This is a genomic window from Pseudomonas sp. N40(2020), assembly GCF_014472415.1.
GTDB lineage: Bacteria > Pseudomonadota > Gammaproteobacteria > Pseudomonadales > Pseudomonadaceae > Aquipseudomonas.
In genome coordinates, this window is record NZ_JACSZV010000009.1 from 90,717 (window position 1) to 114,186 (window position 23,470).

The 23,470-nt window shown below is 59.4% G+C and carries 20 protein-coding genes; 10 read left to right on the forward strand and 10 right to left on the reverse strand.

Translation table 11 applies throughout. The features are described from left to right. Nucleotides 1–83: 83 nt before the first annotated feature. From IAI51_RS08985 to IAI51_RS09020, 8 genes are all read left to right on the forward strand, one after another. The gene (locus IAI51_RS08985; protein ID WP_187678144.1) at nucleotides 84–680 is read left to right on the forward strand and encodes a superoxide dismutase; all 597 of its coding nucleotides are present in this window, start codon (nucleotides 84–86) and stop codon (nucleotides 678–680) included. A 342-nt stretch (nucleotides 681–1,022) separates the two neighbouring features. Further along, the gene (locus tag IAI51_RS08990; protein WP_187678145.1) at nucleotides 1,023–3,074 is read left to right on the forward strand and encodes a putative bifunctional diguanylate cyclase/phosphodiesterase; all 2,052 of its coding nucleotides are present in this window, start codon (nucleotides 1,023–1,025) and stop codon (nucleotides 3,072–3,074) included. Between the two features lie 137 nt (nucleotides 3,075–3,211). Next, on the forward strand, nucleotides 3,212–4,558 hold the full coding sequence (locus IAI51_RS08995; RefSeq protein ID WP_187678146.1) for an imelysin family protein: 1,347 nt from the start codon (nucleotides 3,212–3,214) through the stop codon (nucleotides 4,556–4,558). Between the two features lie 276 nt (nucleotides 4,559–4,834). Beyond that, nucleotides 4,835–6,262: a di-heme oxidoredictase family protein gene (locus tag IAI51_RS09000; protein ID WP_187678147.1), complete on the forward strand. Its 1,428-nt coding sequence runs from the start codon at nucleotides 4,835–4,837 to the stop codon at nucleotides 6,260–6,262. A gap of 26 nt (nucleotides 6,263–6,288) precedes the next feature. Next, entirely contained in the window at nucleotides 6,289–7,353 is a 1,065-nt protein-coding gene (locus IAI51_RS09005; RefSeq protein ID WP_095191952.1) for an imelysin family protein, read from the forward strand. A gap of 14 nt (nucleotides 7,354–7,367) precedes the next feature. After that, nucleotides 7,368–8,468 carry a DUF1513 domain-containing protein gene (locus IAI51_RS09010; protein ID WP_187678148.1) on the forward strand — a complete coding sequence of 367 codons (1,101 nt, stop codon included), beginning with the start codon at nucleotides 7,368–7,370 and terminating at the stop codon, nucleotides 8,466–8,468. 158 nt (nucleotides 8,469–8,626) lie between these two features. After that, nucleotides 8,627–9,775, forward strand: coding sequence for an efflux RND transporter periplasmic adaptor subunit (locus IAI51_RS09015; protein ID WP_187678149.1), 1,149 nt, complete (start codon nucleotides 8,627–8,629; stop codon nucleotides 9,773–9,775). A gap of 13 nt (nucleotides 9,776–9,788) precedes the next feature. Next, on the forward strand, nucleotides 9,789–12,824 hold the full coding sequence (locus IAI51_RS09020) for a multidrug efflux RND transporter permease subunit (RefSeq protein ID WP_187678150.1): 3,036 nt from the start codon (nucleotides 9,789–9,791) through the stop codon (nucleotides 12,822–12,824). Between the two features lie 85 nt (nucleotides 12,825–12,909). On the opposite strand, the gene IAI51_RS09025 is transcribed toward IAI51_RS09020, so the two are convergent. The 5 genes from IAI51_RS09025 to colR form a co-directional block, all read right to left on the reverse strand. Then, nucleotides 12,910–13,137, reverse strand: a complete 228-nt coding sequence (locus IAI51_RS09025; protein WP_187678151.1) for a hypothetical protein — start codon at nucleotides 13,135–13,137, stop codon at nucleotides 12,910–12,912. Nucleotides 13,138–13,139: 2 nt separating this feature from the next. After that, nucleotides 13,140–13,856: a lipopolysaccharide kinase InaA family protein gene (locus tag IAI51_RS09030; protein ID WP_187678152.1), complete on the reverse strand. Its 717-nt coding sequence runs from the start codon at nucleotides 13,854–13,856 to the stop codon at nucleotides 13,140–13,142. A gap of 4 nt (nucleotides 13,857–13,860) precedes the next feature. Further along, a complete protein-coding gene (locus IAI51_RS09035; RefSeq protein ID WP_187678153.1) occupies nucleotides 13,861–14,529 on the reverse strand; it encodes a class I SAM-dependent methyltransferase in 669 nt (222 codons plus the stop codon). Nucleotides 14,530–14,690: 161 nt separating this feature from the next. Beyond that, nucleotides 14,691–15,965: a sensor histidine kinase gene (locus tag IAI51_RS09040; protein WP_187678154.1), complete on the reverse strand. Its 1,275-nt coding sequence runs from the start codon at nucleotides 15,963–15,965 to the stop codon at nucleotides 14,691–14,693. Further along, nucleotides 15,955–16,638: a two-component system response regulator ColR gene (gene colR, locus IAI51_RS09045; protein WP_187678155.1), complete on the reverse strand. Its 684-nt coding sequence runs from the start codon at nucleotides 16,636–16,638 to the stop codon at nucleotides 15,955–15,957. Before colR ends, IAI51_RS09040 begins: the two co-directional genes overlap by 11 nt. A gap of 219 nt (nucleotides 16,639–16,857) precedes the next feature. Here colR and IAI51_RS09050 point away from each other — a divergent pair, with 219 nt between their 5' ends. Continuing rightward, a complete protein-coding gene (locus IAI51_RS09050) occupies nucleotides 16,858–17,601 on the forward strand; it encodes a phosphatase PAP2 family protein (protein WP_187678156.1) in 744 nt (247 codons plus the stop codon). A 200-nt stretch (nucleotides 17,602–17,801) separates the two neighbouring features. Here IAI51_RS09050 and groL read toward each other — a convergent pair whose 3' ends face one another. From groL to IAI51_RS09070, 4 genes are all read right to left on the reverse strand, one after another. Further along, nucleotides 17,802–19,445 carry a chaperonin GroEL gene (gene groL, locus IAI51_RS09055; RefSeq protein ID WP_187678157.1) on the reverse strand — a complete coding sequence of 548 codons (1,644 nt, stop codon included), beginning with the start codon at nucleotides 19,443–19,445 and terminating at the stop codon, nucleotides 17,802–17,804. 49 nt (nucleotides 19,446–19,494) lie between these two features. Beyond that, nucleotides 19,495–19,785, reverse strand: coding sequence for a co-chaperone GroES (locus IAI51_RS09060; RefSeq protein WP_187678158.1), 291 nt, complete (start codon nucleotides 19,783–19,785; stop codon nucleotides 19,495–19,497). A 260-nt stretch (nucleotides 19,786–20,045) separates the two neighbouring features. Beyond that, nucleotides 20,046–20,522: an FxsA family protein gene (locus IAI51_RS09065; RefSeq protein ID WP_187678159.1), complete on the reverse strand. Its 477-nt coding sequence runs from the start codon at nucleotides 20,520–20,522 to the stop codon at nucleotides 20,046–20,048. A 65-nt stretch (nucleotides 20,523–20,587) separates the two neighbouring features. Then, nucleotides 20,588–21,319 carry a HugZ family protein gene (locus IAI51_RS09070; RefSeq protein WP_187678160.1) on the reverse strand — a complete coding sequence of 244 codons (732 nt, stop codon included), beginning with the start codon at nucleotides 21,317–21,319 and terminating at the stop codon, nucleotides 20,588–20,590. Between the two features lie 161 nt (nucleotides 21,320–21,480). Between IAI51_RS09070 and IAI51_RS09075 the strand changes: the two genes are divergently transcribed. Next, nucleotides 21,481–22,239, forward strand: coding sequence for an SDR family oxidoreductase (locus tag IAI51_RS09075; RefSeq protein ID WP_187678161.1), 759 nt, complete (start codon nucleotides 21,481–21,483; stop codon nucleotides 22,237–22,239). A gap of 63 nt (nucleotides 22,240–22,302) precedes the next feature. Here the strand turns inward: IAI51_RS09075 and apbC are convergent, their stop codons facing one another. Continuing rightward, complete coding sequence (gene apbC, locus IAI51_RS09080; RefSeq protein ID WP_187678162.1) at nucleotides 22,303–23,397, reverse strand: iron-sulfur cluster carrier protein ApbC; 1,095 nt, start codon at nucleotides 23,395–23,397, stop codon at nucleotides 22,303–22,305. Nucleotides 23,398–23,470: the final 73 nt, after the last annotated feature.

The window sequence follows — 23,470 nt, forward strand, 5'->3', positions numbered from 1 at the left end:
AGAGTAAAAACTCGCCGGTGCATTTCTGGCCGCCCGTGATCGGCCTTGCGCTCACCGCAACAGACCTGATTAGGAGAATCATCATGGCTTTCGAATTGCCGCCGCTGCCTTACGCACACGATGCCCTGCAGCCGCACATTTCCAAGGAAACCCTGGAATTTCACCACGACAAGCACCACAACACCTATGTCGTGAACCTGAACAACCTGGTGCCAGGCACCGAGTTCGAAGGCAAAACCCTGGAAGAAATCGTCAAGACTTCCTCGGGCGGCATCTTCAACAACGCCGCTCAGGTCTGGAACCACACTTTCTACTGGAACTGCCTGGCACCAAACGCCGGCGGTCAACCAACCGGCGCGCTGGCTGAAGCCATCAACGCTGCGTTCGGTTCGTTCGACAAGTTCAAGGAAGAGTTCAGCAAAACCTCGATCGGTACCTTCGGTTCCGGCTGGGGCTGGCTGGTGAAAAAGGCTGACGGTTCCCTGGCTCTGGCCAGCACCATCGGCGCCGGCAACCCGCTGACCAGCGGCGACACCCCGCTGCTGACCTGCGACGTCTGGGAACACGCTTACTACATCGACTACCGCAACGTTCGTCCTAAGTATGTCGAAGCGTTCTGGAACCTGGTCAACTGGAAGTTCGTTGCTGAGCAGTTCGAAGGCAAAGCCTTCACCGCTTAAGCTGCGCGCCAGACAAAAAACCCGGCTTTTGCCGGGTTTTTCATGCCTGTGATTTATGTCCACAGGGAGAGCATTTCTCTCACGAGGAAAGCTGGCTTTGACTGCTTGTCGCCGAGCCACAGCGGGCTAACATCAAACAGAGGAAAATTTCTTGCGCACCGCTCAAGTTGGGGGCCGAAACTACCGACATAGTACAAATAGGACTAATACTCCAGACAGCAGCATTTCGGCCAAGACCACAGGCGAATGACTTGAGGCCTGATTGTCCCTTTGACTGCAAACACGGGATTGCCAATACTCATGGCAAACTGACGCTACCCGCACGGAACAAGGAATAACCCTTTGAAGCTGGAACTCAAGAACAGCTTGTCGGTGAAGTTGCTCCGGGTCGTGCTCCTGTCAGCATTGATCGTCGGCGTGGTCTTGAGCTGCGCGCAGATCGTTTTCGACGCCTATAAAACCCGTCAGGCCGTGGCGGGCGACGCCGAGCGCATCCTCGACATGTTCCGTGATCCCTCCACTCAGGCCGTCTATAGCCTGGATCGGGAGATGGGCATGCAGGTGATCGAAGGCCTGTTTCAGGACGATGCCGTGCGCCAGGCCTCCATTGGCCACCCCAACGAAGCGATGCTGGCGCAGAAGTCCCGTGAGTTGCAGCATTCCAACAGTCGCTGGCTGACCGACCTGATTCTTGGGCAAGAACGCACCTTCACCACCCAACTGGTGGGACGTGGACCGTACAGCGAGTACTACGGCGACTTGAGCATCACCCTCGACACCGCCACTTATGGCGAGGGTTTTATCGTCAGCTCGGTGATCATCTTCATTTCCGGTGTGCTGCGGGCGCTGGCCATGGGTCTGGTGCTGTATCTGGTTTATCACTGGCTGTTGACCAAACCGCTGTCGCGGATCATCGAGCATCTGACCGAAATCAATCCGGATCGCCCCAGCGAACACAAGATTCCGCAACTCAAGGGCCACGAAAAGAACGAACTCGGCCTCTGGATCAACACCGCCAACCAGTTGCTCGAATCCATCGAACGCAATACCCACCTGCGCCACGAAGCGGAAAACAGCCTGCTGCGCATGGCCCAGTACGATTTCCTCACCGGCCTGCCGAACCGTCAGCAATTGCAGCAGCAACTGGACAAGATTCTGGTCGACGCCGGCAAGTTGCAGCGTCGGGTCGCAGTGTTGTGTGTAGGGCTGGATGATTTCAAAGGTATCAACGAGCAGTTCAGCTACCAGACCGGCGACCAATTATTGCTGGCCCTGGCTGATCGCCTGCGCGCCCACAGCGGCCGCCTAGGCGCCCTCGCCCGTTTGGGCGGCGACCAGTTCGCCCTGGTGCAGGCCGATATCGAACAGCCTTACGAAGCTGCCGAACTGGCGCAAAGCATTCTCGATGACCTGGAAGCGGCGTTTGCCCTCGATCATCAGGAGATCCGCCTGCGCGCGACCATCGGCATCACCCTGTTCCCGGAGGACGGCGACAGCACTGAAAAGCTGTTGCAGAAAGCCGAGCAGACCATGACCCTGGCCAAAACCCGCTCGCGTAACCGATATCAGTTCTACATCGCCAGCGTCGACAGTGAGATGCGCCGCCGTCGTGAGCTTGAAAAAGACCTGCGTGACGCACTGATTCGCGATCAGTTCTACCTCGTCTATCAACCGCAGATCAGCTACCGCGATCACCGCGTGGTCGGGGTCGAGGCGCTGATTCGCTGGCAGCATCCGGAGCACGGTCTGGTGCCGCCGGACTTGTTCATTCCGCTGGCCGAGCAAAACGGCACGATCATTGCCATCGGCGAATGGGTGCTCGATCAGGCCTGCAAGCAGTTGCGCGAATGGCACGATCAGGGCTTCGCCGATCTGCGCATGGCGGTCAACCTGTCCACCGTGCAACTGCACCACGCCGAGTTGCCGCGGGTGGTCAACAACCTGTTGCAGATGTACCGTCTGCCACCGCGCAGCCTGGAACTGGAAGTCACCGAAACCGGCCTGATGGAAGACATCAGCACCGCCGCCCAGCACCTGCTGAGCCTGCGTCGCTCCGGCGCGTTGATCGCCATCGACGACTTTGGCACCGGGTATTCGTCACTGAGCTATCTGAAAAGTCTGCCGCTGGACAAGATCAAGATCGACAAGAGCTTCGTCCAGGATCTGCTGGATGACGACGATGACGCGACCATCGTTCGCGCGATCATTCAACTGGGCAAGAGTCTCGGCATGCAGGTGATTGCCGAGGGCGTGGAAACCGCCGAGCAAGAGTCCTACATCATCTCCGAAGGCTGCCACGAAGGTCAGGGTTACCACTACAGCAAGCCGCTGCCGGCGCGGGAGCTCAGTGCCTACCTCAAGCAGGCGCAGCGCAGTAACGCGGCGATTCTTTGATACAGCGCATAAGCGTTGGCTAAATAAGAAATATTTCCAAGCACAACCCTTTACACATAATGCGAAAGATTTGCATTATGTCGCAGTTTTGCGCCCCCAGCGCGAGTCCACTCAACTACCGAAGCAGGATGTTCGCCATGATTCGTATGCCTCTGGCTACCGCCAGTCTGCTGGCCATCGCTATTTCCCTCGCCGGTTGCGGCGAAGGCAAAGACAAGGCTGCCGCCCCGGCCACGCCGACTCCAGCCGCCACCGCCGCCGCTCCAGCAGCCGCGCCTGCCGCTGCCGGTAAAGTCGACGAAGCCGCTGCCAAGGCAGTGGTCGCGCACTACGCCGACATGGTCTTCGCCGTTTACAGCGATGCCGAATCCACCGCGAAAACCCTGCAAACCGCCGTTGACGCTTTCCTCGCCAAGCCGAACGCCGACACCCTGAAAGCCGCCAAGGCTGCGTGGGTTGCTGCTCGCGTTCCTTACCTGCAGAGCGAAGTGTTCCGCTTCGGCAACACCATCATCGATGACTGGGAAGGTCAGGTTAACGCCTGGCCACTGGACGAGGGTCTGATCGACTACGTCGACAAATCCTACGAGCACGCACTGGGTAACCCGGGCGCCACCGCCAATATCATCGCCAACACTGAAGTACAGGTCGGCGAAGACAAGGTCGATGTCAAAGACATCACCCCGGAAAAACTCGCCAGCCTGAACGAGCTGGGCGGTTCCGAGGCCAACGTTGCCACCGGCTACCACGCGATCGAATTCCTGCTCTGGGGCCAGGACTTGAACGGCACCGGCCCTGGCGCTGGCAACCGTCCTGCTTCGGACTACCTGGAAGGCGCCGGCGCCACTGGCGGCCACAACGATCGTCGTCGTGCCTACCTGAAGTCCGTGACCCAACTGCTGGTCAGCGACCTGGAAGAAATGGTCGGCAACTGGAAGCCGAACGTGGCTGACAACTACCGCGCCACCCTGGAAGCCGAGCCGGGCGAAACCGGTCTGCGCAAAATGCTCTTCGGCATGGGCAGTCTGTCCCTGGGCGAACTGGCGGGCGAGCGCATGAAGGTTTCCCTGGAAGCCAATTCCCCGGAAGACGAACAGGATTGCTTCAGCGACAACACCCACTACTCGCACTTCTACGATGCCAAAGGCATTCGTAACGTTTACCTGGGCGAGTACACCCGTGTTGACGGCACCAAGATGACCGGCGCCAGCCTGTCGTCGCTGGTGGCCAAGGCCGACCCGGCTGCCGACACCGCGCTGAAAGCTGATCTGGCCGCTACCGAAGCCAAGATCCAGGTCATGGTTGATCACGCCAAGAAAGGTGAGCACTACGACCAACTGATCGCGGCCGGCAACACCGCTGGCAACCAGGTCGTTCGCGACGCTATCGCATCGCTGGTCAAGCAGACCGGTTCGATCGAAGCCGCTGCCGGCAAACTGGGCATCAGCGACCTGAACCCGGACAACGCTGATCACGAGTTCTGATCAACCGCGGCTGACTGAAAAAGGCGACCTGCGGGTCGCCTTTTTCATGCCTGCCCTACACGGCCCATTGTAGGAGTGAGCCTGCTCGCGATAGCGGAGTGTCAGTTGAAGAATTAGTGCCTAATACACCGCTATCGCGAGCAGGCTCACTCCTACAGGGATTTGCATTGGCTTGAAGGTTTGCCTCACATCAAGCAAACGATAATTCCTCTTATTCAAACTCCCTCGCCCTGTTAGACTTTGCGCCTTTGTTTTCGCACGTTTTCAGGATGTCTGATGCCCTCGTTGCCTCTTCGCTTGTCCGCACTGTTTCTGGCCCTGGGCCTGAGTGCCTGCGATGACGCCCCGCGCTTTACCCAGGCCGAGCCGGGTGAAGCACGCTCGGGTGGTGCGGCGACCGTGCGCAAGACCGATCAGAACGCGTTCTCCCTGCCTTCGGCCAACCTGCCGCCGTCACGCCGGGTGGATTTCAGCGTCGGCAACAGCTTCTTCCGCAGCCCTTGGGTAATCGCCCCGTCGACCACCACCGCGCGCGACGGCCTCGGCCCGCTGTTCAACACCAACGCCTGCCAGAACTGCCACATCAAAGACGGTCGCGGCCATCCGCCGGAAAACGGCGCGACCAACGCGGTATCGATGCTGGTACGCCTGTCGATTCCCGATTCGCCAGAGTTTGCCAGGCTGATCGAGCAGGTCGGTGTGGTACCGGAGCCGGTCTACGGCGGCCAGTTCCAGGACATGGCGGTGCCCGGCGTCACTCCGGAAGGCAAAGTGCGAGTCGACTACACGCCGGTGCCTGTTCGCTTCAAGGACGGCACCGAAGTCGAGTTGCGTAAACCGGTGTTGCAGATCACCCAACTTGGCTACGGGCCGATGCACCCGGATACGCGTTTCTCCGCGCGGATCGCGCCGCCGATGATCGGCCTCGGCCTGCTCGAAGCGATCCCCGAAGACGCAATCCTCGCCAATGCCACCGCGCAGGCCAAAGAGAAAAACGGCATCAACGGTCGGCCAAACCGGGTTTGGGACGACGAGTTGCAGAAAACCGTGATCGGTCGCTTTGGCTGGAAAGCCGGACAGCCAAACCTCAATCAACAGAATGTTCACGCGTTTTCAGGTGATATGGGCCTCACGACCAGCCTGAGACCCTTCGATGACTGCACCGACGCGCAAACCGCTTGCAAGCAGGCACCGAATGGCAATGGCCCGGACGGCGAGCCGGAAGTCAGCGACAACATTCTGCGCCTGGTGCTGTTCTACAGCCGCAACCTCGCTGTTCCTGCGCGCCGTGGCATCAACGATGAACAAGTGCTGGCCGGCAAAAACCTGTTTTTCCAGGCTGGGTGCCAGTCCTGCCACACTCCGAAATACACCACCGCCGCCAACGCGGCCGAACCTGAACTGGCCAATCAAGTGATTCGCCCGTACAGCGATCTGCTGCTGCATGACATGGGCGACGGTCTGGCCGACAACCGCACGGAATTCCAGGCCTCCGGCCGCGACTGGCGCACGCCGCCGTTGTGGGGGATCGGCCTGACGCAAGCGGTCAGTGGCCACACCCAATTTTTGCATGACGGTCGCGCGCGCAATCTGCTCGAAGCGGTGCTCTGGCACGGCGGCGAAGCGAAAGCGGCCCAGCAACAGGTTTTATCGTTCAATGCCGGGCAGCGTGCCGCGCTGCTGGCGTTTCTGAATTCACTTTAAACACTTAAAAGAATCGGGAGCCCGACATGTTCCGTCCCAAGTTGTTGTTCACCAGCCTTGCCGCGCTCGCCCTCGGCGCTTGCTCGCCGCAGGATCCGCAAGCCGTCACTTCGGCCGCTATCGCCAAATCGGTGATTCTGCCGACCTACACCCGTTGGGTTGAAGCCGACAAGCAACTGGCCGTCAGCGCCCTCGCCTACTGCCAGGGCAAAGAAACCCTGGAAACCGCCCGCGCCGACTTCCTGCACGCGCAGAAAGCCTGGGCCGAGTTGCAACCGCTGCTGATCGGCCCACTGGCCGAAGGCAACCGTTCGTGGCAGGTGCAGTTCTGGCCGGACAAGAAAAACCTCGTCGGCCGTCAGGTCGAGCAACTGGTCGTCGCCCAGCCGCAGATCGATGCTGCCGCACTGGCCAAATCGAGCGTGGTGGTTCAGGGCCTGTCGGCTTACGAGTACATCCTGTTCGATGCCAAGCCTGACGTTGCCAACGAAGAACAGAAAGCCAAGTACTGCCCGCTGCTGATCGCCATCGGCGAACGCCAGAAGCAACTGGCCGAAGAGATTCTGCAAAGCTGGAACAACACCGACGGCATGCTCGCGCAGATGAGCAAGTTCCCGAACCAGCGTTACGCCGACTCCCACGAAGCGATCGCCGACCTGCTGCGTGTGCAAGTCACCGCACTCGACACCCTGAAGAAAAAACTCGGCACGCCGATGGGCCGCCAGAGCAAAGGCGTGCCACAGCCGTTCCAGGCCGATGCCTGGCGCAGCCAATCTTCCCTGACCGCACTGGAAGCGAGCCTTGCCGCCGCCAAAACCGTTTGGGAAGGCGTCGACAACAAAGGCCTGCGTGGCCTGCTGCCGGCCGAGCAAAAGCCGTTGGCTGACAAGATCGACGCTGCTTATGCCGCTTCGCTGAAACTGTTCGACAGCACCCAGCGTTCGCTAGGCGAAATGCTCGAAGACGACGCCGGTCGCCAGCAATTGAACGACATCTACGACAGCCTCAACGTCGTCCATCGCCTGCACGAAGGCGAACTGGCAAAGGCGCTGGGCATCCAACTGGGCTTCAACGCCAACGACGGTGACTGATGAGGGCAAGTGCCATGCTGCGACGCCAGGCTCTGACTTTAGGTAGTTTGCTGCTGGGAGCAGTGACACTGGGCGGCTGGACGCTGTTCAAGCGCAAGGATCAGAGCCCGTTGTTGCTCTCGGCGCGCGACGATACCGACGGCAAACACTACGCCGTCGGCTACCGACTGGACGGCACGCGGGTATTCGCCACCGAAGTCGGCCAGCGTTGCCACGACATCATCAACCACCCGACGCTGTCGATTGCGCTGTTCGTCGCCCGCCGCCCGGGCACCGAAAGCTATCTGATCGACCTGCGCGACGGCACGTTGCTGCAAACCGTGACGTCGCAGCCGAACCGGCATTTCTACGGCCACGCCGTGGTGCACAAGGACGGCGAATACCTGTACGCCACCGAAAACGACACCACTGATCCCGGTCGTGGCCTGCTCGGGGTGTACAAGTTCGAAGGCGAGCGGCTGGTGCACAGCGGCGAAATTTCCACCCACGGCCTCGGCCCGCATCAGGTGTCATGGATGCCGGATGGCGAGACGCTGGTAGTGGCCAACGGCGGGATTCGTACCGAGGCGGAAAGCCGCGTCGACATGAACCTCAACGCCATGGAGCCGAGCCTGGTATTGATGCAGCGCGACGGCACCCTGCTGAGCAAGGAAACCCTCGCCCAGCAGATGAACAGCGTGCGCCATCTGGGGATTGCCAGCGACGGTACCATCGTCGCCGGTCAGCAGTTCATGGGCGCGTCCCACGAGCGTTCGGAGCTGCTGGCGATCAAGCGTCCGGGCCAACCGTTCACGGCGTTCCCGGTGCCGGAGCATCAGTTGCAATCGATGGGTCACTACACCGCCAGTGTCGCGGTGCACAGCGATTTGCGTCTGGTGGCGTTGACCGCACCGCGCGGCAATCGCTTCTTCATCTGGGATCTGGACACCGGCGAAGTGCGCCTCGACGCACCGTTGCCCGATTGTGCCGGCGTCGGTGCCGTGCAGGACGGTTTTGTCGTGACCTCGGGTCAAGGGCGCTGCCGTTACTACGATTGCCGTCAGGATGAACTGCTGGCCAAACCGCTGGAATTGCCGGCGGGGCTCTGGGACAACCATCTTCATCTGATGGCCTGACCATCCTGCCTATCTGGAAAGCGTTACCTGAAGGGTGAAGGGGTTTCATGCCCCCTCACCCTTTTTACTCCCCTGTAAAAACTGCCAGTTGGAATCCCCCCAGCACTCGGAGTAATGTTCCCGCCTGTCTCGCCTGATTTATCCAAGGAAATGGAAATATGCTGCGTCGCCGCATGCTGATCATGTTGGGTGTTGTCTTGCTGATCGTCCTGGTGCTGGGCGGTTATAAAGCCTTTTCGATCTACACCATGATCCAGGGTTTCTCCAAGCCGAAACCGCCGATCAGTGTCGCCGTGGCCAATGCCAGCGAGCAGCCGTGGCAGATGCGCCTGCCCACCGTCGGCACGCTCAAGGCGCTGCAAGGCGTCGAACTGAGCCTGGAAGTCGCCGGCACCGTTACCGAACTCAAGTTCGAATCCGGGCAGAAGGTCAAGGCCGGGCAACCGCTGCTGCAACTCGACAGCGCCGTGGAAACCGCCCTTCTGGAAACCGCCAGGGCTGACCTGGGCCTGGCGCAACTGGACTTCGGCCGTGGCAGCCAACTGGTCGACAGCCGCGCGATTTCCAAAGGCGAGTACGACCGGCTCTCGGCGGTACTGCAAAAGAACAAGGCCACGGTCAACCAGCTCAATGCCTCGCTGGCAAAAAAACGCATCCTCGCCCCCTTCAGCGGCACCATCGGCATCCGTCAGGTCGACGTCGGCGACTACCTCGCCAGCGGCACCAAAATCGCCACCCTGCAGGATTTGAGCAGCCTCTACGCCGACTTCTATGTGCCCGAGCAATCGGTGCCGAAACTGGCCATCGGCCAACCGGTGAATATCTCGGCCGGCGCTTACCCCGGGCAAAATTTCCCGGGCAAGATCAGCGCGATCAACCCGATCGTCGAAAGCAGCACCCGCAATATTCTGGTGCGCGCCACCCTCGCCAACCCCGACAGCAAATTGCTGCCGGGCATGTTCGCCAGCCTCGAAGTGCTGCTGCCCAATCCACAGAAGCACGTCGTGGTACCTGAGAGTGCGATCACGTACACCCTCTATGGCAATTCGCTGTACGTGGTCGAACAGAAGAAAGCCGAGGACGGCAGCGTCGAGAAAGACGACAAGGGCCAACCGGTGCTGATCGCCGAACGCCGCTTCATCGAAACCGGTGAGCGCCGCGATGGCCTGGTAATGATCAACAAGGGCGTGCAGAGCGGCGAACAAGTGGTGACGGCCGGCCAGATCAAACTGGACAACGGCGCCCACATTGCCATCAGCGACGACAAGACCCTCGGCGAGCAGAACAGTCCGCGCCGCGCCGACTGATCAAGGAATCCTCATGGCTTTTACTGATCCGTTCATCCGCCGCCCGGTGCTCGCCACCGTGGTCAGCCTGCTGATTGTGCTGCTGGGCTTCCAGGCCTGGAGCAAGCTGCCGCTGCGCCAATACCCGCAAATGGAAAACGCCCTGATCACGGTGACCACCGCGTATCCCGGGGCCAACGCCGAAACCATTCAGGGCTATATCACCCAGCCGATGCAACAGAGCCTGGCCAGCGCCGAGGGCATCGACTACATGACGTCGGTCAGTCGGCAGAACTTCTCGACGATTTCGATCTACGCGCGCATCGGTTCCAACACCGACCGCTTGTTCACCGAGCTGCTGGCCAAGGCCAACGAGGTGAAGAACAAGCTGCCGCAGGACGCCGAAGATCCGGTGCTGAGCAAAGAGTCTGCCGACGCCTCGGCGCTGATGTACATCAGCTTCTTCAGCAAGGATCTGAGCAACCCGCAGATTACCGATTACCTGTCACGGGTTATCCAGCCGAAACTGGCGACCCTGCCGGGCATGGCCGAAGCGGAGATTCTCGGCAATCAGGTGTTTGCCATGCGCCTGTGGCTCGACCCGGTGAAGCTCGCCGGTTTCGGCCTCAGCGCCAGCGACGTGACCAACGCGGTACGCCAATACAACTTCCTCTCCGCTGCGGGCGAAGTGAAAGGCGAGTACGTGGTCACCAGCATCAACGCCAACACTGAATTGAAATCCGCTGAAGCGTTCGCGGCGATTCCGCTCAAGGTCAGTGGCGACAGCCGTGTGCTGCTCAGTGATGTGGCGCGGGTCGAAATGGGCGCGGAAAACTACGACTCGGTCAGCTCGTTCGGTGGCACGCCGTCGGTGTACATCGGCATCAAGTCGTCGCCGGGGGCCAACCCGCTGGATGTGATCAAAGAAGTGCGCAAGATCATGCCGGAGCTGGAAGCCCAACTGCCGCCCAATCTCAAGAGCGAGATTGCCTACGACGCCACACTGTTCATTCAGGCCTCCATCGACGAAGTGGTGAAAACCCTCTTCGAAGCGGTACTGATCGTGATCGTGGTGGTGTTCCTGTTCCTCGGCGCACTGCGTTCGGTGGTGATCCCGGTGGTGACCATTCCACTGTCGATGATCGGCGTGATGTTCTTCATGCAGATGATGGGCTACTCGATCAACCTGCTGACCCTGCTGGCGATGGTGCTCGCCATCGGTCTGGTGGTCGACGATGCGATTGTTGTGGTGGAAAACATTCACCGACACATCGAGGAAGGCAAGACGCCTTACGACGCAGCGCTTGAGGGCGCCAGGGAAATCGCCATGCCGGTGGTGTCGATGACCATTACTCTGGCGGCCGTTTACGCACCGATCGGCTTCCTCACCGGGCTGACCGGGGCGCTGTTCAAGGAGTTCGCCCTGACCCTGGCCGGGGCCGTGGTGATTTCCGGGGTGGTCGCCCTGACCCTGTCGCCGATGATGTGCGCCTTCTTGCTGCGCCACGAAGAAAACCCCAGCGGTCTGGCGCATCGCCTCGACCGCATCTTTGACAGCCTCAAGCGCCGCTACCAGAGCATGCTCCACGGCACGCTGAACACCCGGCCCGTGGTGCTGGTGTTCGCGGTGATCGTGCTGTGCCTGATCCCGGTGTTCCTGAAATTCACCAAATCGGAACTGGCGCCGGACGAAGACCAGGGCATCATTTTCATGATGGCCAAAGCCCCGCAACCGACCAACCTCGATTACCTGAACACCTACACCGACGAGTTCATCAAGATCTTTAAGGAATTCCCGGAGTACTACTCCTCGTTCCAGATCAATGGCTACAACGGCGTTCAGGCCGGGATCGGCGGTTTCCTGCTCAAGCCGTGGAACGAGCGCAGTCGCACCCAGATGGAAATCCTCCCCGAGGTGCAAGGAAAACTGGAAGGCATCCCCGGTTTGCAGGTCTTCGGCTTCAACCTGCCCTCCCTGCCCGGCACCGGTGAAGGCTTGCCGTTCGAATTCGTGATCAACACCGCCAACGACTACGAACTGCTGCTGCAAGTGGCCGACCGGATCAAGAAGCGCGCCATGGAATCGGGAAAATTCGCCTTCGTCGACCTTGATCTAGCCTTCGACAAGCCGGAGGTGGTGGTCGATATCGACCGCGCCAAAGCTGCGCAGATGGGCGTGTCGATGCAGGATCTGGGCGGCACCCTGGCAACGCTGCTCGGCGAGGCGGAAATCAACCGTTTCACCATTGAAGGCCGCAGCTACAAGGTCATCGCCCAGGTCGAACGGCCGTACCGCGACAACCCGGACTGGCTGAACAATTACTACGTGAAAAACACCCAGGGCGAGCTGCTGCCCCTGTCGACCCTGATCAAGGTCAGTGATCGCGCACGACCGCGTCAGCTCAACCAGTTCCAACAGCTCAATGCGGCCAAGATCTCCGGATTCCCTTTGGTGAGCATGGGCGAAGCGATCGACACCGTGCTCCAGATCGCCCGGGAAGAAGCGCCGGCCGGTTTTGCCTTCGACTACGGCGGCGCGTCGCGCCAGTTCGTGCAGGAAGGCAGTGCGTTGTGGGTGACGTTCGGGTTGGCCTTGGCGATCATTTTCCTGGTGTTGGCGGCGCAGTTCGAAAGCTTCCGCGATCCACTGGTGATTCTGGTGACGGTACCGCTGTCGATCTGCGGCGCGCTGATTCCGCTGTTCCTTGGCTGGTCGAGCATGAACATCTACACCCAGGTCGGGCTGGTGACGCTGATCGGGCTGATCAGCAAACACGGGATCCTGATCGTCGAATTCGCCAATCAGTTGCGCAAGGACAAGGGCCTGACTGCGCGCGAAGCGGTGGAAGAAGCGGCGGCGATTCGCCTGCGGCCGGTGTTGATGACCACGGCGGCGATGGTCTTCGGCATGGTGCCGCTTATTCTGGCAACGGGCGCGGGGGCAGTCAGCCGGTTTGATATTGGTACGGTGATTGCGACGGGGATGTCGATCGGGACGTTGTTTACGTTGTTTGTGTTGCCGTGCATCTACACCCTGCTGGCGAAACCTGATCCCAAACCATCCGCGTAACCCTGTGGGAGCGGTGCCGGACGCAAATTTCGTGCATAAAAAAGGCCTCGCATTTGCGAGGCCTTTTATGTGGGCTTCAATCGGTTCAACTCTGTGGCCTCATCCCTTGAGAAAGTCCGAACATGAACAGCAGCAAATCATGATCGGGCTTGGACGCCACGGAGGCTTTCGCCACCCGTGGTACTGCGCAGTAAGCATCGTCTATCGACGCGCCAACCACCTGCATGCGGGGCTGCTCCCAGGCAGCCACCGCCAGTGAAGCAACTGCCAAGGCTCCAACCAAAAACAAACCTCGTGCAATTTCGAGTTTCATCGCTATAAACCTTTGATAGCGCTGCCAAACGCCGTCTCGTAAAAGTAGACGAGTTTCTTCCAGTCCGCGTCGCGGAACGACGAGTGGCGACGCAATTGCTTCATGTCATGGGAGGCGGCGCGATAGGCGGTCAGGCGCTGGCGGCATTTCTCCAGATCGATCAGTGCGACTTCGACTTTGGCCGACTCGCCTTCGCCGGTCACTCGCACAAACACGTGTTTGATGTAGATGCAGCTGTGCTGCCAGCGGCCCTTGTGCATCCGCGCCAGGTTTTCGGCAAGATCCTTGAGCACGCGCTCATAGATCGCATCGCCACAATGATCACGACCACCAGCCGCCGCCAGCCAATGTTCCAGCTCCTGAAAACCGTCCAGGGACTTGGTCACTAACAATGCGCGCCACTTGTGCTGCGGATCAGGCTGAGCACCGCAGAAGACGATTTGCGGCACGCGCACACCAAGTTTGCTGACGCCGGTCAGGGCGTCGAGTTCGCGCAATACCGTCGGACGTCCGAACGGATGCAACCAACTGCGATAGATGTGTCCAGTCTGGCGCTTGGCATACAGCAGTTGGCCGTCCTTGCCCACGATCCGTTGCACACCACTTTCACCGCCACGACGAACGTTGGGCTCTTCGACCCACTCGCCGCGCTGACTCCAGTAGTAGTCGAAGCTATCCTGGGAAGCGACTTCCGTTTCTGCTGCAAATTGCACTGCCATCCTGTTACCTCTTGCGTAATACGTAAACCCGCCACATCGCATAGAGCGGAATAAAGTCCAGTTGTTCCTGAATGCGGAAACCCGCTTCTTCAAATTCTTTTTCGACTGTTGCCGCCGGTAACAAAAAGCGATTTTGGTAATCGCGGTTGGGACGATCCTTCTCCGCACGCTTGCGTTTCCAGGCTTTGAAATTGCCGTCGACCCACAATGAAACGATGACGCTGTCACGGGTTACGCGTTCGAATTCGCGAAGAATCGCCCGGCGGTGCTCGGCCTCACCGATGTGATGAAGCAAACGCATGCAGAAAATGCTGTCGACGGCGTTATCCGGCAAGGCAATGTCGAACGCAGAAGTGTGCAAAGGTTGTACCCGTTTCACCACTTCTGCCGGTTGTCCTTCCATCGCCGTCTTGATCATCGATTCGGAATTGTCCGCACCGATGATCACCCGGTTGGGTTTTTCCGCCAGTAACGGCCAGAAACGTCCGGCGCCGCACGGCAAATCCAGCACCAGGCCGGGTTCGCCGGCCAGCGCCAGCGCCTTGCGGGCCAGCTGTTCGTCACGCAAATGAGACAGGCGACGCCCTAGGCTTGCCTTATGCTTGCGCAAATATTTCTGCGCATGTTGATCGTCGTACTTTTCGGAAAAATCGAGTTTGATCGGGCCGGTCATCACCTGGACTCCTGAATGACTGATGACACCACCTTAAGGAGCGGCATGTCAGCGCCAGGTCATCCAGTTGTGAAAATTTTGTCAGGTAAACCGGCAAATTATTACAGCGTTATACAGGATTTGGACAGGTTGGCGGGAGTAGCATGGAGCCACTATTTGCGTCAGATTTTGCCGAGATCTACCTCGAAGCGGCAGCCATTGGGCTCCATCGTACTTAAACTGACAACCCAGCCCTGGTTTTCGCAGATTCGCTGCACCAGCGACAAGCCAAGCCCCAGGCCTTCGCCGCGCTTTTCACTGCCACGGACAAACGGCTCGAACATCGCCTCGCGTTTCTCCTCGGGAATGCCCACGCCAGAGTCCTCGACCACAAACCCGTTGGCGCTGAGCGTCAGGCGAATGAAACCCTGCTCGGTGTAATGGCAAGCATTGCGCAACAGGTTACCCATCACCGCCGTCAGCAACGTCGCGTTGTAGCAGGTCGCGGTGGGGTTGCCGGCTTCGAACTGCAAATTCAAACCTTTGCTTTCGATCGGTTCGCGCCAGACACACAGCAGGCTGTCAGCCACTTGGGCAAGATTCTGTTGCGGTGCCGCCCCCGCGTCTTCGCGCTGGGCACGGGCGAGCATCAGGAAGGTTTGCACCAGTTCACGCATCTCCTCACTGGCCCGGGCAATACGCTCGACCTGTGAGCGACCGCGTTGATCGATCGCCGGGTTTTCCAGCAGCAGCTCGCAAGAGCTGGCCAACACCATCAGCGGTGTGCGCAATTCGTGGCTGACATCGCTGGTGAACAGCCGTTCACGGGTCAATGCCTGACGCAAACGCCCCAGCGTGGCGTCGAACGCCACGGCCAGTTCTCCGACTTCATCAGCCGCATAGTCCGGCGCCAGTGGGGGTGCCAGCCCCAGCAGTTGATCGCGATGGCGAACCTGGCGAGCCAGCCGCACCACCGGCGCCATCACTTTGCGCGCAAGCACCCAGCCGAGGAATACCGCCAACGCCAGACTGAGCACAAAACCCACCAGCACCACGGCAAACAACACGCGCTCGCGTTCTTCGAAATCGCTTTGGTCCTGCAGCAGCACATAACGCCGACCATCGACGATTTCGACCATCGCGTGATACGACAGCTGCTCGCGGAACACTTCGTGGAACCCCGCATCGAGATGCCGCAAATCCTTGGGCAAATCGAAATCGCCCGGGCCGCCGCTGAAATAGAACAACTGGTCCGGCTCTGGGCGATGGCTCCAGTCCGAGACATTGTCCATCAGCAACAGACGCTGCAAATCGCCGCCCAGCACCGCTGAAATCAGTTTTTCCTCTACCAGATGCACCGTCGCGACGATACCCATGGCGAATGCACCGGCCACCAGTGCGCTCATCAGCGCGAAAGCAATGATGATCCGTTGGGAAAGGCTTTGCTTAAACTCCATCACGGCCCTCGGCCAAGCGGTAACCCACGCCGTGCACGGTGTGCAGCAGTGGCTTGGCGAATGGTTTGTCGATCACCTGACGCAATTGGTGGACATGGCTGCGCAGGCTGTCGCTGTCCGGGCAATCATCTCCCCACAACGCTTCTTCAAGAATTTCCCGGCGCAGCACGTGTGGGCTCTTTTGCATCAACACCGCGAGCAGCTTGAGGCCAACCGGGTTGAGTTTCAGAAACTTGCCTTCACGCGTCACTTCCAGAGTGTCGAGGTCGTAGCTCAGATCACCGACCTGCAATGCCCGACGCCCACCGCCCTGGGTACGACGCATTACCGCTTCCACCCGCGCGGCCAGTTCGGACAAAGCGAATGGTTTGATCAGGTAATCGTCCGCCCCGGACTTGAAGCCCTGCAAACGGTCGTCCAGTTGATCGCGGGCCGTGAGCATGATCACCGGGGTGTCGCGGCGGGCATCTTCGCGCAGGCGTTTGCACAGGGTGTAGCCGTCAATGCCGGGCAGCATGATGTCGAGCACGATCAGGTCGTAATGCTCGGTGGCCGCCAGATGCAGACCCGACAGTCCGTCCTGGGCGCAATCGACGGTATAGCCCTTGAGCCCAAGGTAATCGGCCAGATTGGCCAGGATATCGCGGTTGTCTTCGACCAATAGAATTCGCATGGGCACCTCCTCCGTACACGGTAACGGCCGTCGTGGCCCGCGCAGCTTACGGCCAAGTGTGGCTCAGGGCTAGGCGTGTGTCGGGTTGTTTATCGATAAAGATACGGATTGCGCCAGCCAACGTTTTTTTCACTTTCGGTTAACAAATCAGCAACGCCATCACGCGCAGACTCCGCGCAATTGCGCTCATCGAACCCACTTACCGACCAAGGAATTGCCATGGTGTCGACCTCTGCCCGTCCTGTTTCAAGGCCGCTGAATCTCTGGCTGTGCCTGGGCGTTCCCGCCTTCGCGGCGTTGATTCTGGTGCTGCTGGAACTGACCGATCTGGACATGGATCTGGCCAGGCTGTTTTACGACCCGGTCGCGGGCGACTTCATCGGCCGCCACAGTTTCTTCCTTGAAGACATCCTGCATGACCGCGCCAAGCAGGTGGTGATCGCTTTTTCAGTGTTTGCCATTCTCGGCTTCATCGGTTCGTTTTTCATCGAGCGGCTGAAACCGTTCAAACGCGAGTTGGGCTGCCTGGTGCTCTCGCTCGGTTTGGCCACTTCATTCGTGACACCAGTCAAAGCGGTGACAGCCGTGCAATGCCCATGGAGCCTGGAGCAATTCGGCGGCCATGAAACCTATAGCAAACTGCTCGACCATCGCCCGCCTACCGACAAGCCTGGCCGTTGCTGGCCCGGCGGTCATGCAGCCACGGGGTTCACTTTGTTTGCGCTGTTCTTTGTGCTGCGTGACCGGCGTCCGCGTCTGGCCAGACAAGCGTTCATCTTTGCCTTCGCACTGGGTTCGGTGTTCTCGATCAGCCGGATGATGCAGGGCGCGCACTTCTTTTCGCACAACGTGTGGACGGCGATCTTCTGCTGGCTGATTTGTCTGGGATCGTATTACTGGGTGCTGTATCGCCCGGCGGCGAGGGTTGATGCAGAAGTCAAAACACAACCGGTCAGCGTCTGAACTGACGTCATCGCTGGCAAGCCAGCTCCCACAGGGATCTGCAGTGTTCACAGATGCCATGAGCAGCAGTGATAACTGTGGGAGTCTGGCTTGCCAGCGATGGCCGCGCCTCGGTTTCAGGTGAACCTCAAATCAGAGGCAATAAAAAACCCCACTGGCTTTCGCCAGCGGGGTTTTTGCGTTACGGGGGTAAGGCTGGCTTACATCATGCCGCCCATGCCACCCATGCCGCCCATGTCTGGCATGCCGCCGCCAGCCGGAGCGTCTACTTTTTTGTCAGCGATTGCAGCTTCGGTGGTCAGGATCAGGCCACCGATGGAAGCTGCTGCCTGCAATGCCGAGCGAGTCACCTTGGTAGGGTCCAGGATGCCCATTTCGATCATGTCGCCGTACACGCCAGTTGCAGCGTTGTAACCGTAGTTACCTTTGCCGTTCTTGACTTCGTTGACCACGACGCTTGGCTCGTCGCCGGAGTTGGCAGCGATCTGGCGCAGCGGCGCTTCAACAGCACGACGCAGTACAGCGATGCCGACGTTCTGGTCAGCGTTGTCGCCGGTCAGGTTGTTCAGGGCTTCCAGAGCGCGGATCAGCGCAACGCCACCGCCAGGTACCACGCCTTCTTCAACGGCTGCGCGGGTTGCGTGCAGGGCGTCTTCAACGCGGGCTTTCTTCTCTTTCATTTCAACTTCGGAACCAGCGCCAACCTTGATTACTGCAACGCCGCCGGACAGCTTGGCCAGACGCTCTTGCAGTTTTTCACGGTCGTAGTCCGAGGAAGTTTCGGCAACCTGAGCACGGATCTGAGCGATACGGGCTTCGATGTCGCCTGCTACGCCAGCACCGTCAACGATGATGGTGTTTTCCTTGGAAATGGTCACACGCTTGGCGCTACCGAGGTTTTCCAGGGTGGCGCTTTCCAGGCTCAGGCCGATCTCTTCGGAGATAACGGTACCGCCGGTCAGAACAGCGATATCCTGCAGCATGGCCTTGCGACGGTCGCCGAAGCCTGGAGCCTTGACGGCTGCAACCTTGACGATGCCACGCATGTTGTTCACAACCAGGGTCGCCAGGGCTTCGCCTTCAACGTCTTCGGAAACGATCAGCAGTGGACGGCCGGCTTTGGCAACGGCTTCCAGCACTGGCAGCATTTCGCGGATGTTCGAGATTTTTTTGTCGACCAGCAGAACCAGTGGGCTCTCCAGTTCGGCAACCATGGTCTCAGGCTTGTTGACGAAGTACGGGGACAGGTAGCCACGGTCGAACTGCATGCCTTCTACAACCGACAGTTCGTTTTCCAGGCCAGTGCCTTCTTCAACGGTGATCACGCCTTCTTTACCGACTTTTTCCATGGCTTCGGCAATGATTTCGCCGATGGAGCTGTCGGAGTTGGCCGAGATGGTGCCGACCTGAGCGATGGCCTTGGTATCAGCGCATGGCTTGGACAGGTTTTTCAGCTCAGCAACAACGGCGATGGTCGCCTTGTCGATGCCGCGCTTGAGGTCCATCGGGTTCATGCCGGCAGCGACGGCTTTGTAGCCTTCGTTGACGATGGCCTGAGCCAGCACGGTAGCGGTGGTGGTGCCGTCGCCTGCGTCATCGTTGGCACGGGAGGCAACGTCTTTGACCAGCTGCGCGCCCATGTTTTCGAAACGGTCTTCGAGTTCGATTTCTTTGGCGACGGAAACGCCGTCCTTGGTGATGGTCGGAGCGCCGAAGCTCTTCTCGATGATCACGTTACGGCCTTTCGGGCCCAGGGTCGCTTTTACGGCGTCTGCCAGGACGTTGACGCCCTTGAGCATTTTCTTACGGGCGGAATCGCCAAACAGAACTTCTTTAGCAGCCATGATCGATATTCCTTAAATACTTTGTAGTAGCGGGAAAATGAGCGGGAAATCAGCCTTCCAGTACAGCGAGAATCTCGTTCTCAGCCATTACCAGCAGGTCTTCGCCGTCGACTTTCACAGTGTTGCTGCCGGAGTAAGGACCAAACACAACCTTGTCGCCCACTTTCACGGACAGTGCGTGCACTTCACCACGCTCACGTTTACCCGGACCTACAGCGAGGATCACACCGTGGTTGGCTTTTTCAGCAGCCGAACCTGGCAGGACGATACCGCCAGCGGTTTTCTTTTCTTCTTCGCTGCGACGGATTACGACGCGGTCATGCAGAGGACGAAGCTTCATTGTCGATCTCTCCTAATTGTGGTTTTCATCGGCCGGTGTAGTCCCGGCGGGTTTAACAAATCCGGCCTGCGCCGGTTGCGATTCGTCGAGCGAACCGCGGAAGTCTGTCCGACTCGAATGTCGGAAACCTTTCGGTGACCTTTACATAGGGGCGCATAAGCTTATTACAAGGGCGCAGCTAAAAAAATTTCGCAGTTGCTCGTCGTAAAAGGAGCGCAAAAACGAGCACGGCACCCGAAGGTGCCGTGTCGATGCAGACGTTATTTGGTGTCGCGGTGTTCGAACTCGCCTTCGATCACATCACCTTCGCGGCCAATAGGCTCGCGCGGTGCAGGACCGCCACGGGGTTGCAGGTCGTCAGCAAAGGCACGCTGACGCATGGCCTGATCTTCGGCGCGCTGGCGCATTTTGTTCGCCAGCAGACGACGGGTGAACGGCAGCAGCATCACCAGACCGACCACGTCGCTGATGAAGCCAGGCAGGATCAACAGGCCACCGGCCAGTGCCAGCATCAAGCCTTCAAGCATGGTTTGCGCAGGCAGTTCGCCGCGGTTCAGGCTTTCACGGGCACGCAGTGCGGTGGCCAGACCGGCGACGCGCAGCACGAACACACCGAACATCGAGCCGAGAATGATCAGCAGCAGGGCCGGGAAAAACCCGATAGACCCTGCCACTTTGACGAATACGAACAGCTCCAGCACCGGAAACAGCAGAAAGAGCAACAAAAAAGGGCGCATCAAAGATTCCTCAACGCAAGAAATGCCTTGCAGTAAGCCTTAGATGACGTCGCCCTTTCGTGAATTCAAGCGTCGACCCCTGCATTTTTTGGCCAAACCTCTGCGTGAGCCAGAGAAACCAAGGCTTCGCGCACTTGTATCGGCGTATGACATGGCGCTTGAAACGGTAGCCAGTACAGCGCCTGACCGATGCGCAGGTGCATGCCTTCGCTGTCGATCCCGGCCAGTAGCGCCAGCTCGGTTTTCGGCAGCCCGGCCAGATCGACGTAGTGCGCGATGGCCTTGGCGTGGTCGCTGTTCATGTGCTCGACCATGCTGATCTCGGCTTTGCCGGCAAACGGGTTGGCCAGGGTCAGTTGATCAATCCAGTGAATCGCACCAAAACCGCCAATGTAGCGATGGCGCACCGGGTTCAGTACCCAGAAATCGAAGTCGTGGGCCTTGTGGTAGTTCTTTGAATCCGGGAAATAGCGGTAGTACCGCTGCGCCGCCGCTTCGATGGCCGCCGGGTCTTCGAGCTTTTGCGCCTCAGCCAGATACGTCAGGCGACCAACGGCTTGTACGTCGTCGGCCTCACGCTCGCCCACCAACATCGAGCATTTCGGGTCTTTTTGCAGATTGTGGGTGTGCTGGGCGATACGGCTGATCAGGATCAGCGGCCGGCCCTGCTCGTCCAGGCAATACGGCACGACGGAGCCAAAGGGAAAACCGGGCATCGATTTGGAGTGGGTCGACAGCACGCCCCGGTATTCCTTGAGAAGCAATTCTCGGGCATTCTTGGCCGCTTCAACGCTCAATTTATGACTCCTTAATTAGAATCCGTCGAAAAAACGGACAGGTGCCTTGGATAAGTTCCAGTCACCTTCGGGGCAATTCTCATGTGCAGCCAGGCCATGTCGGGCGCAGATCGAGAGGCTTCTAAAGGACCACCACTCTGACCTGCTATCGGGGCATGCGAATGCAACTCAACGACAAAGTAATCATTATCACTGGCGGTTGCCAAGGTCTGGGCCGCTCGATGGCCGAGTATTTCGCCGGCAAAGGCGCGAAGCTGGCGCTGGTCGATCTGAACCAGGAAAAACTCGACGACGCGGTGGCCGCCTGCAAAGCCAAAGGCGTCGAGGCGCGCAGCTACCTGTGCAACGTTGCCAATGAAGAACAGGTCGAGCACATGGTTGCTCAGGTCGCCGAGGATTTCGGCGCGATCCACGGCTTGATCAACAACGCCGGGATTCTGCGTGACGGACTGCTGCTCAAGGTCAAGGACGGCGAAATGACCAAGATGAGCCTGGCCCAGTGGCAGGCGGTGATCGACGTCAACCTGACCGGCGTGTTCCTGTGCACCCGTGAAGTGGCAGCAAAAATGGTCGAGCTGAAAAACAGCGGCGCGATCATCAACATCTCGTCGATCTCCCGCGCGGGCAACGTTGGCCAGACCAACTACTCCGCCGCCAAGGCTGGCGTAGCGGCGGCCACCGTGACCTGGGCCAAGGAGCTGGCGCGTTATGGCATTCGTGTGGCGGGCATTGCCCCGGGCTTCATCGAAACCGAGATGACCCTGGGCATGAAGCCCGAAGCGCTGGAGAAGATGACCGCAGGCATTCCGCTCAAGCGCATGGGCAAGCCGGAAGAGATCGCCCATTCGGCGGCGTACATCTTCGAGAACGACTACTACACCGGTCGGGTTCTGGAGATGGATGGCGGGTTGCGCATCTAACTGGCGGCATGAAAACCTGTGGGAGCAAGCTCGCTCCCACAGGTTTTCAGCTTTACGAACGTATCAATCGTCGCTGATGGTGATATTCGGCATCGCCGGCGTTGCCGCTTCCTGCAACACAATCCGCGCGCCGACATGGCGGGCCAGTTCCTGATAGACCATGGCTATCTGGCTGTCCGGTTCGGCGATTACCGTGGGTTTGCCGCCATCGGCCTGCTCGCGGATCAGCATCGACAACGGCAGCGAAGCCAGCAGTTCGACGCCGTATTGAGTCGCCAGCTTCTCACCACCACCCTCGCCGAACAGATGCTCGGCATGGCCGCAGTTCGAGCAGATGTGCACAGCCATGTTTTCAACCACACCGAGCACCGGGATGTTGACCTTGCGGAACATTTCCACGCCTTTGCGCGCGTCGAGCAGCGCCAGATCCTGCGGGGTGGTGACGATCACGGCGCCAGCCACCGGGACTTTCTGCGCCAGAGTCAGCTGGATGTCACCGGTACCTGGCGGCATGTCGATGACCAGATAATCCAGATCGCCCCACGCGGTTTGCGTGACCAGTTGCAGCAGCGCGCCGGAAACCATCGGCCCGCGCCAGACCATCGGCGTGTTGTCGTCGGTCAGGAATGCCATCGACATGACTTCGACGCCATGGGCCTTGAGTGGCACGAACCATTTCTGATCCTTGACCTCTGGGCGAGTGCGCTCGGGGATACCGAACATGATGCCCTGGCTCGGGCCATAGATATCGGCGTCGAGAATCCCGACCTTGGCGCCTTCACGGGCCAATGCCAGTGCGAGGTTGGCCGCGGTGGTCGATTTGCCCACACCACCCTTGCCCGATGCCACGGCGACCACGTTCTTGACGTTGGCCAGGCCCGGAATCTGCGCCTGGGCCTTGTGCGCGGCGATCACGCTGTTGACTTCAACCCTGGCGATCACCACGCCGTCGATGTTTTCGATGGCCAGTTGCAGCAATTGCGCCCAGCCGCTCTTGAACAGACCGGCGGCATAGCCGATTTCCAGCTGAACATTGACGCGGTCACCGATGATCTCGATGTTTTTCACGCAACCGGCGCTGACCGGGTCCTGGTTCAGGTAAGGGTCAGTGTATTGGCTGAGGACGGCTTCCACCGCTGCGCGAGTGACGGCACTCATGGGCAACTCCGATAACAAGACTGGGAAAAGATGGCCGCTATCCTACCCCTTCTATCCTCCAGACGGCATGCCC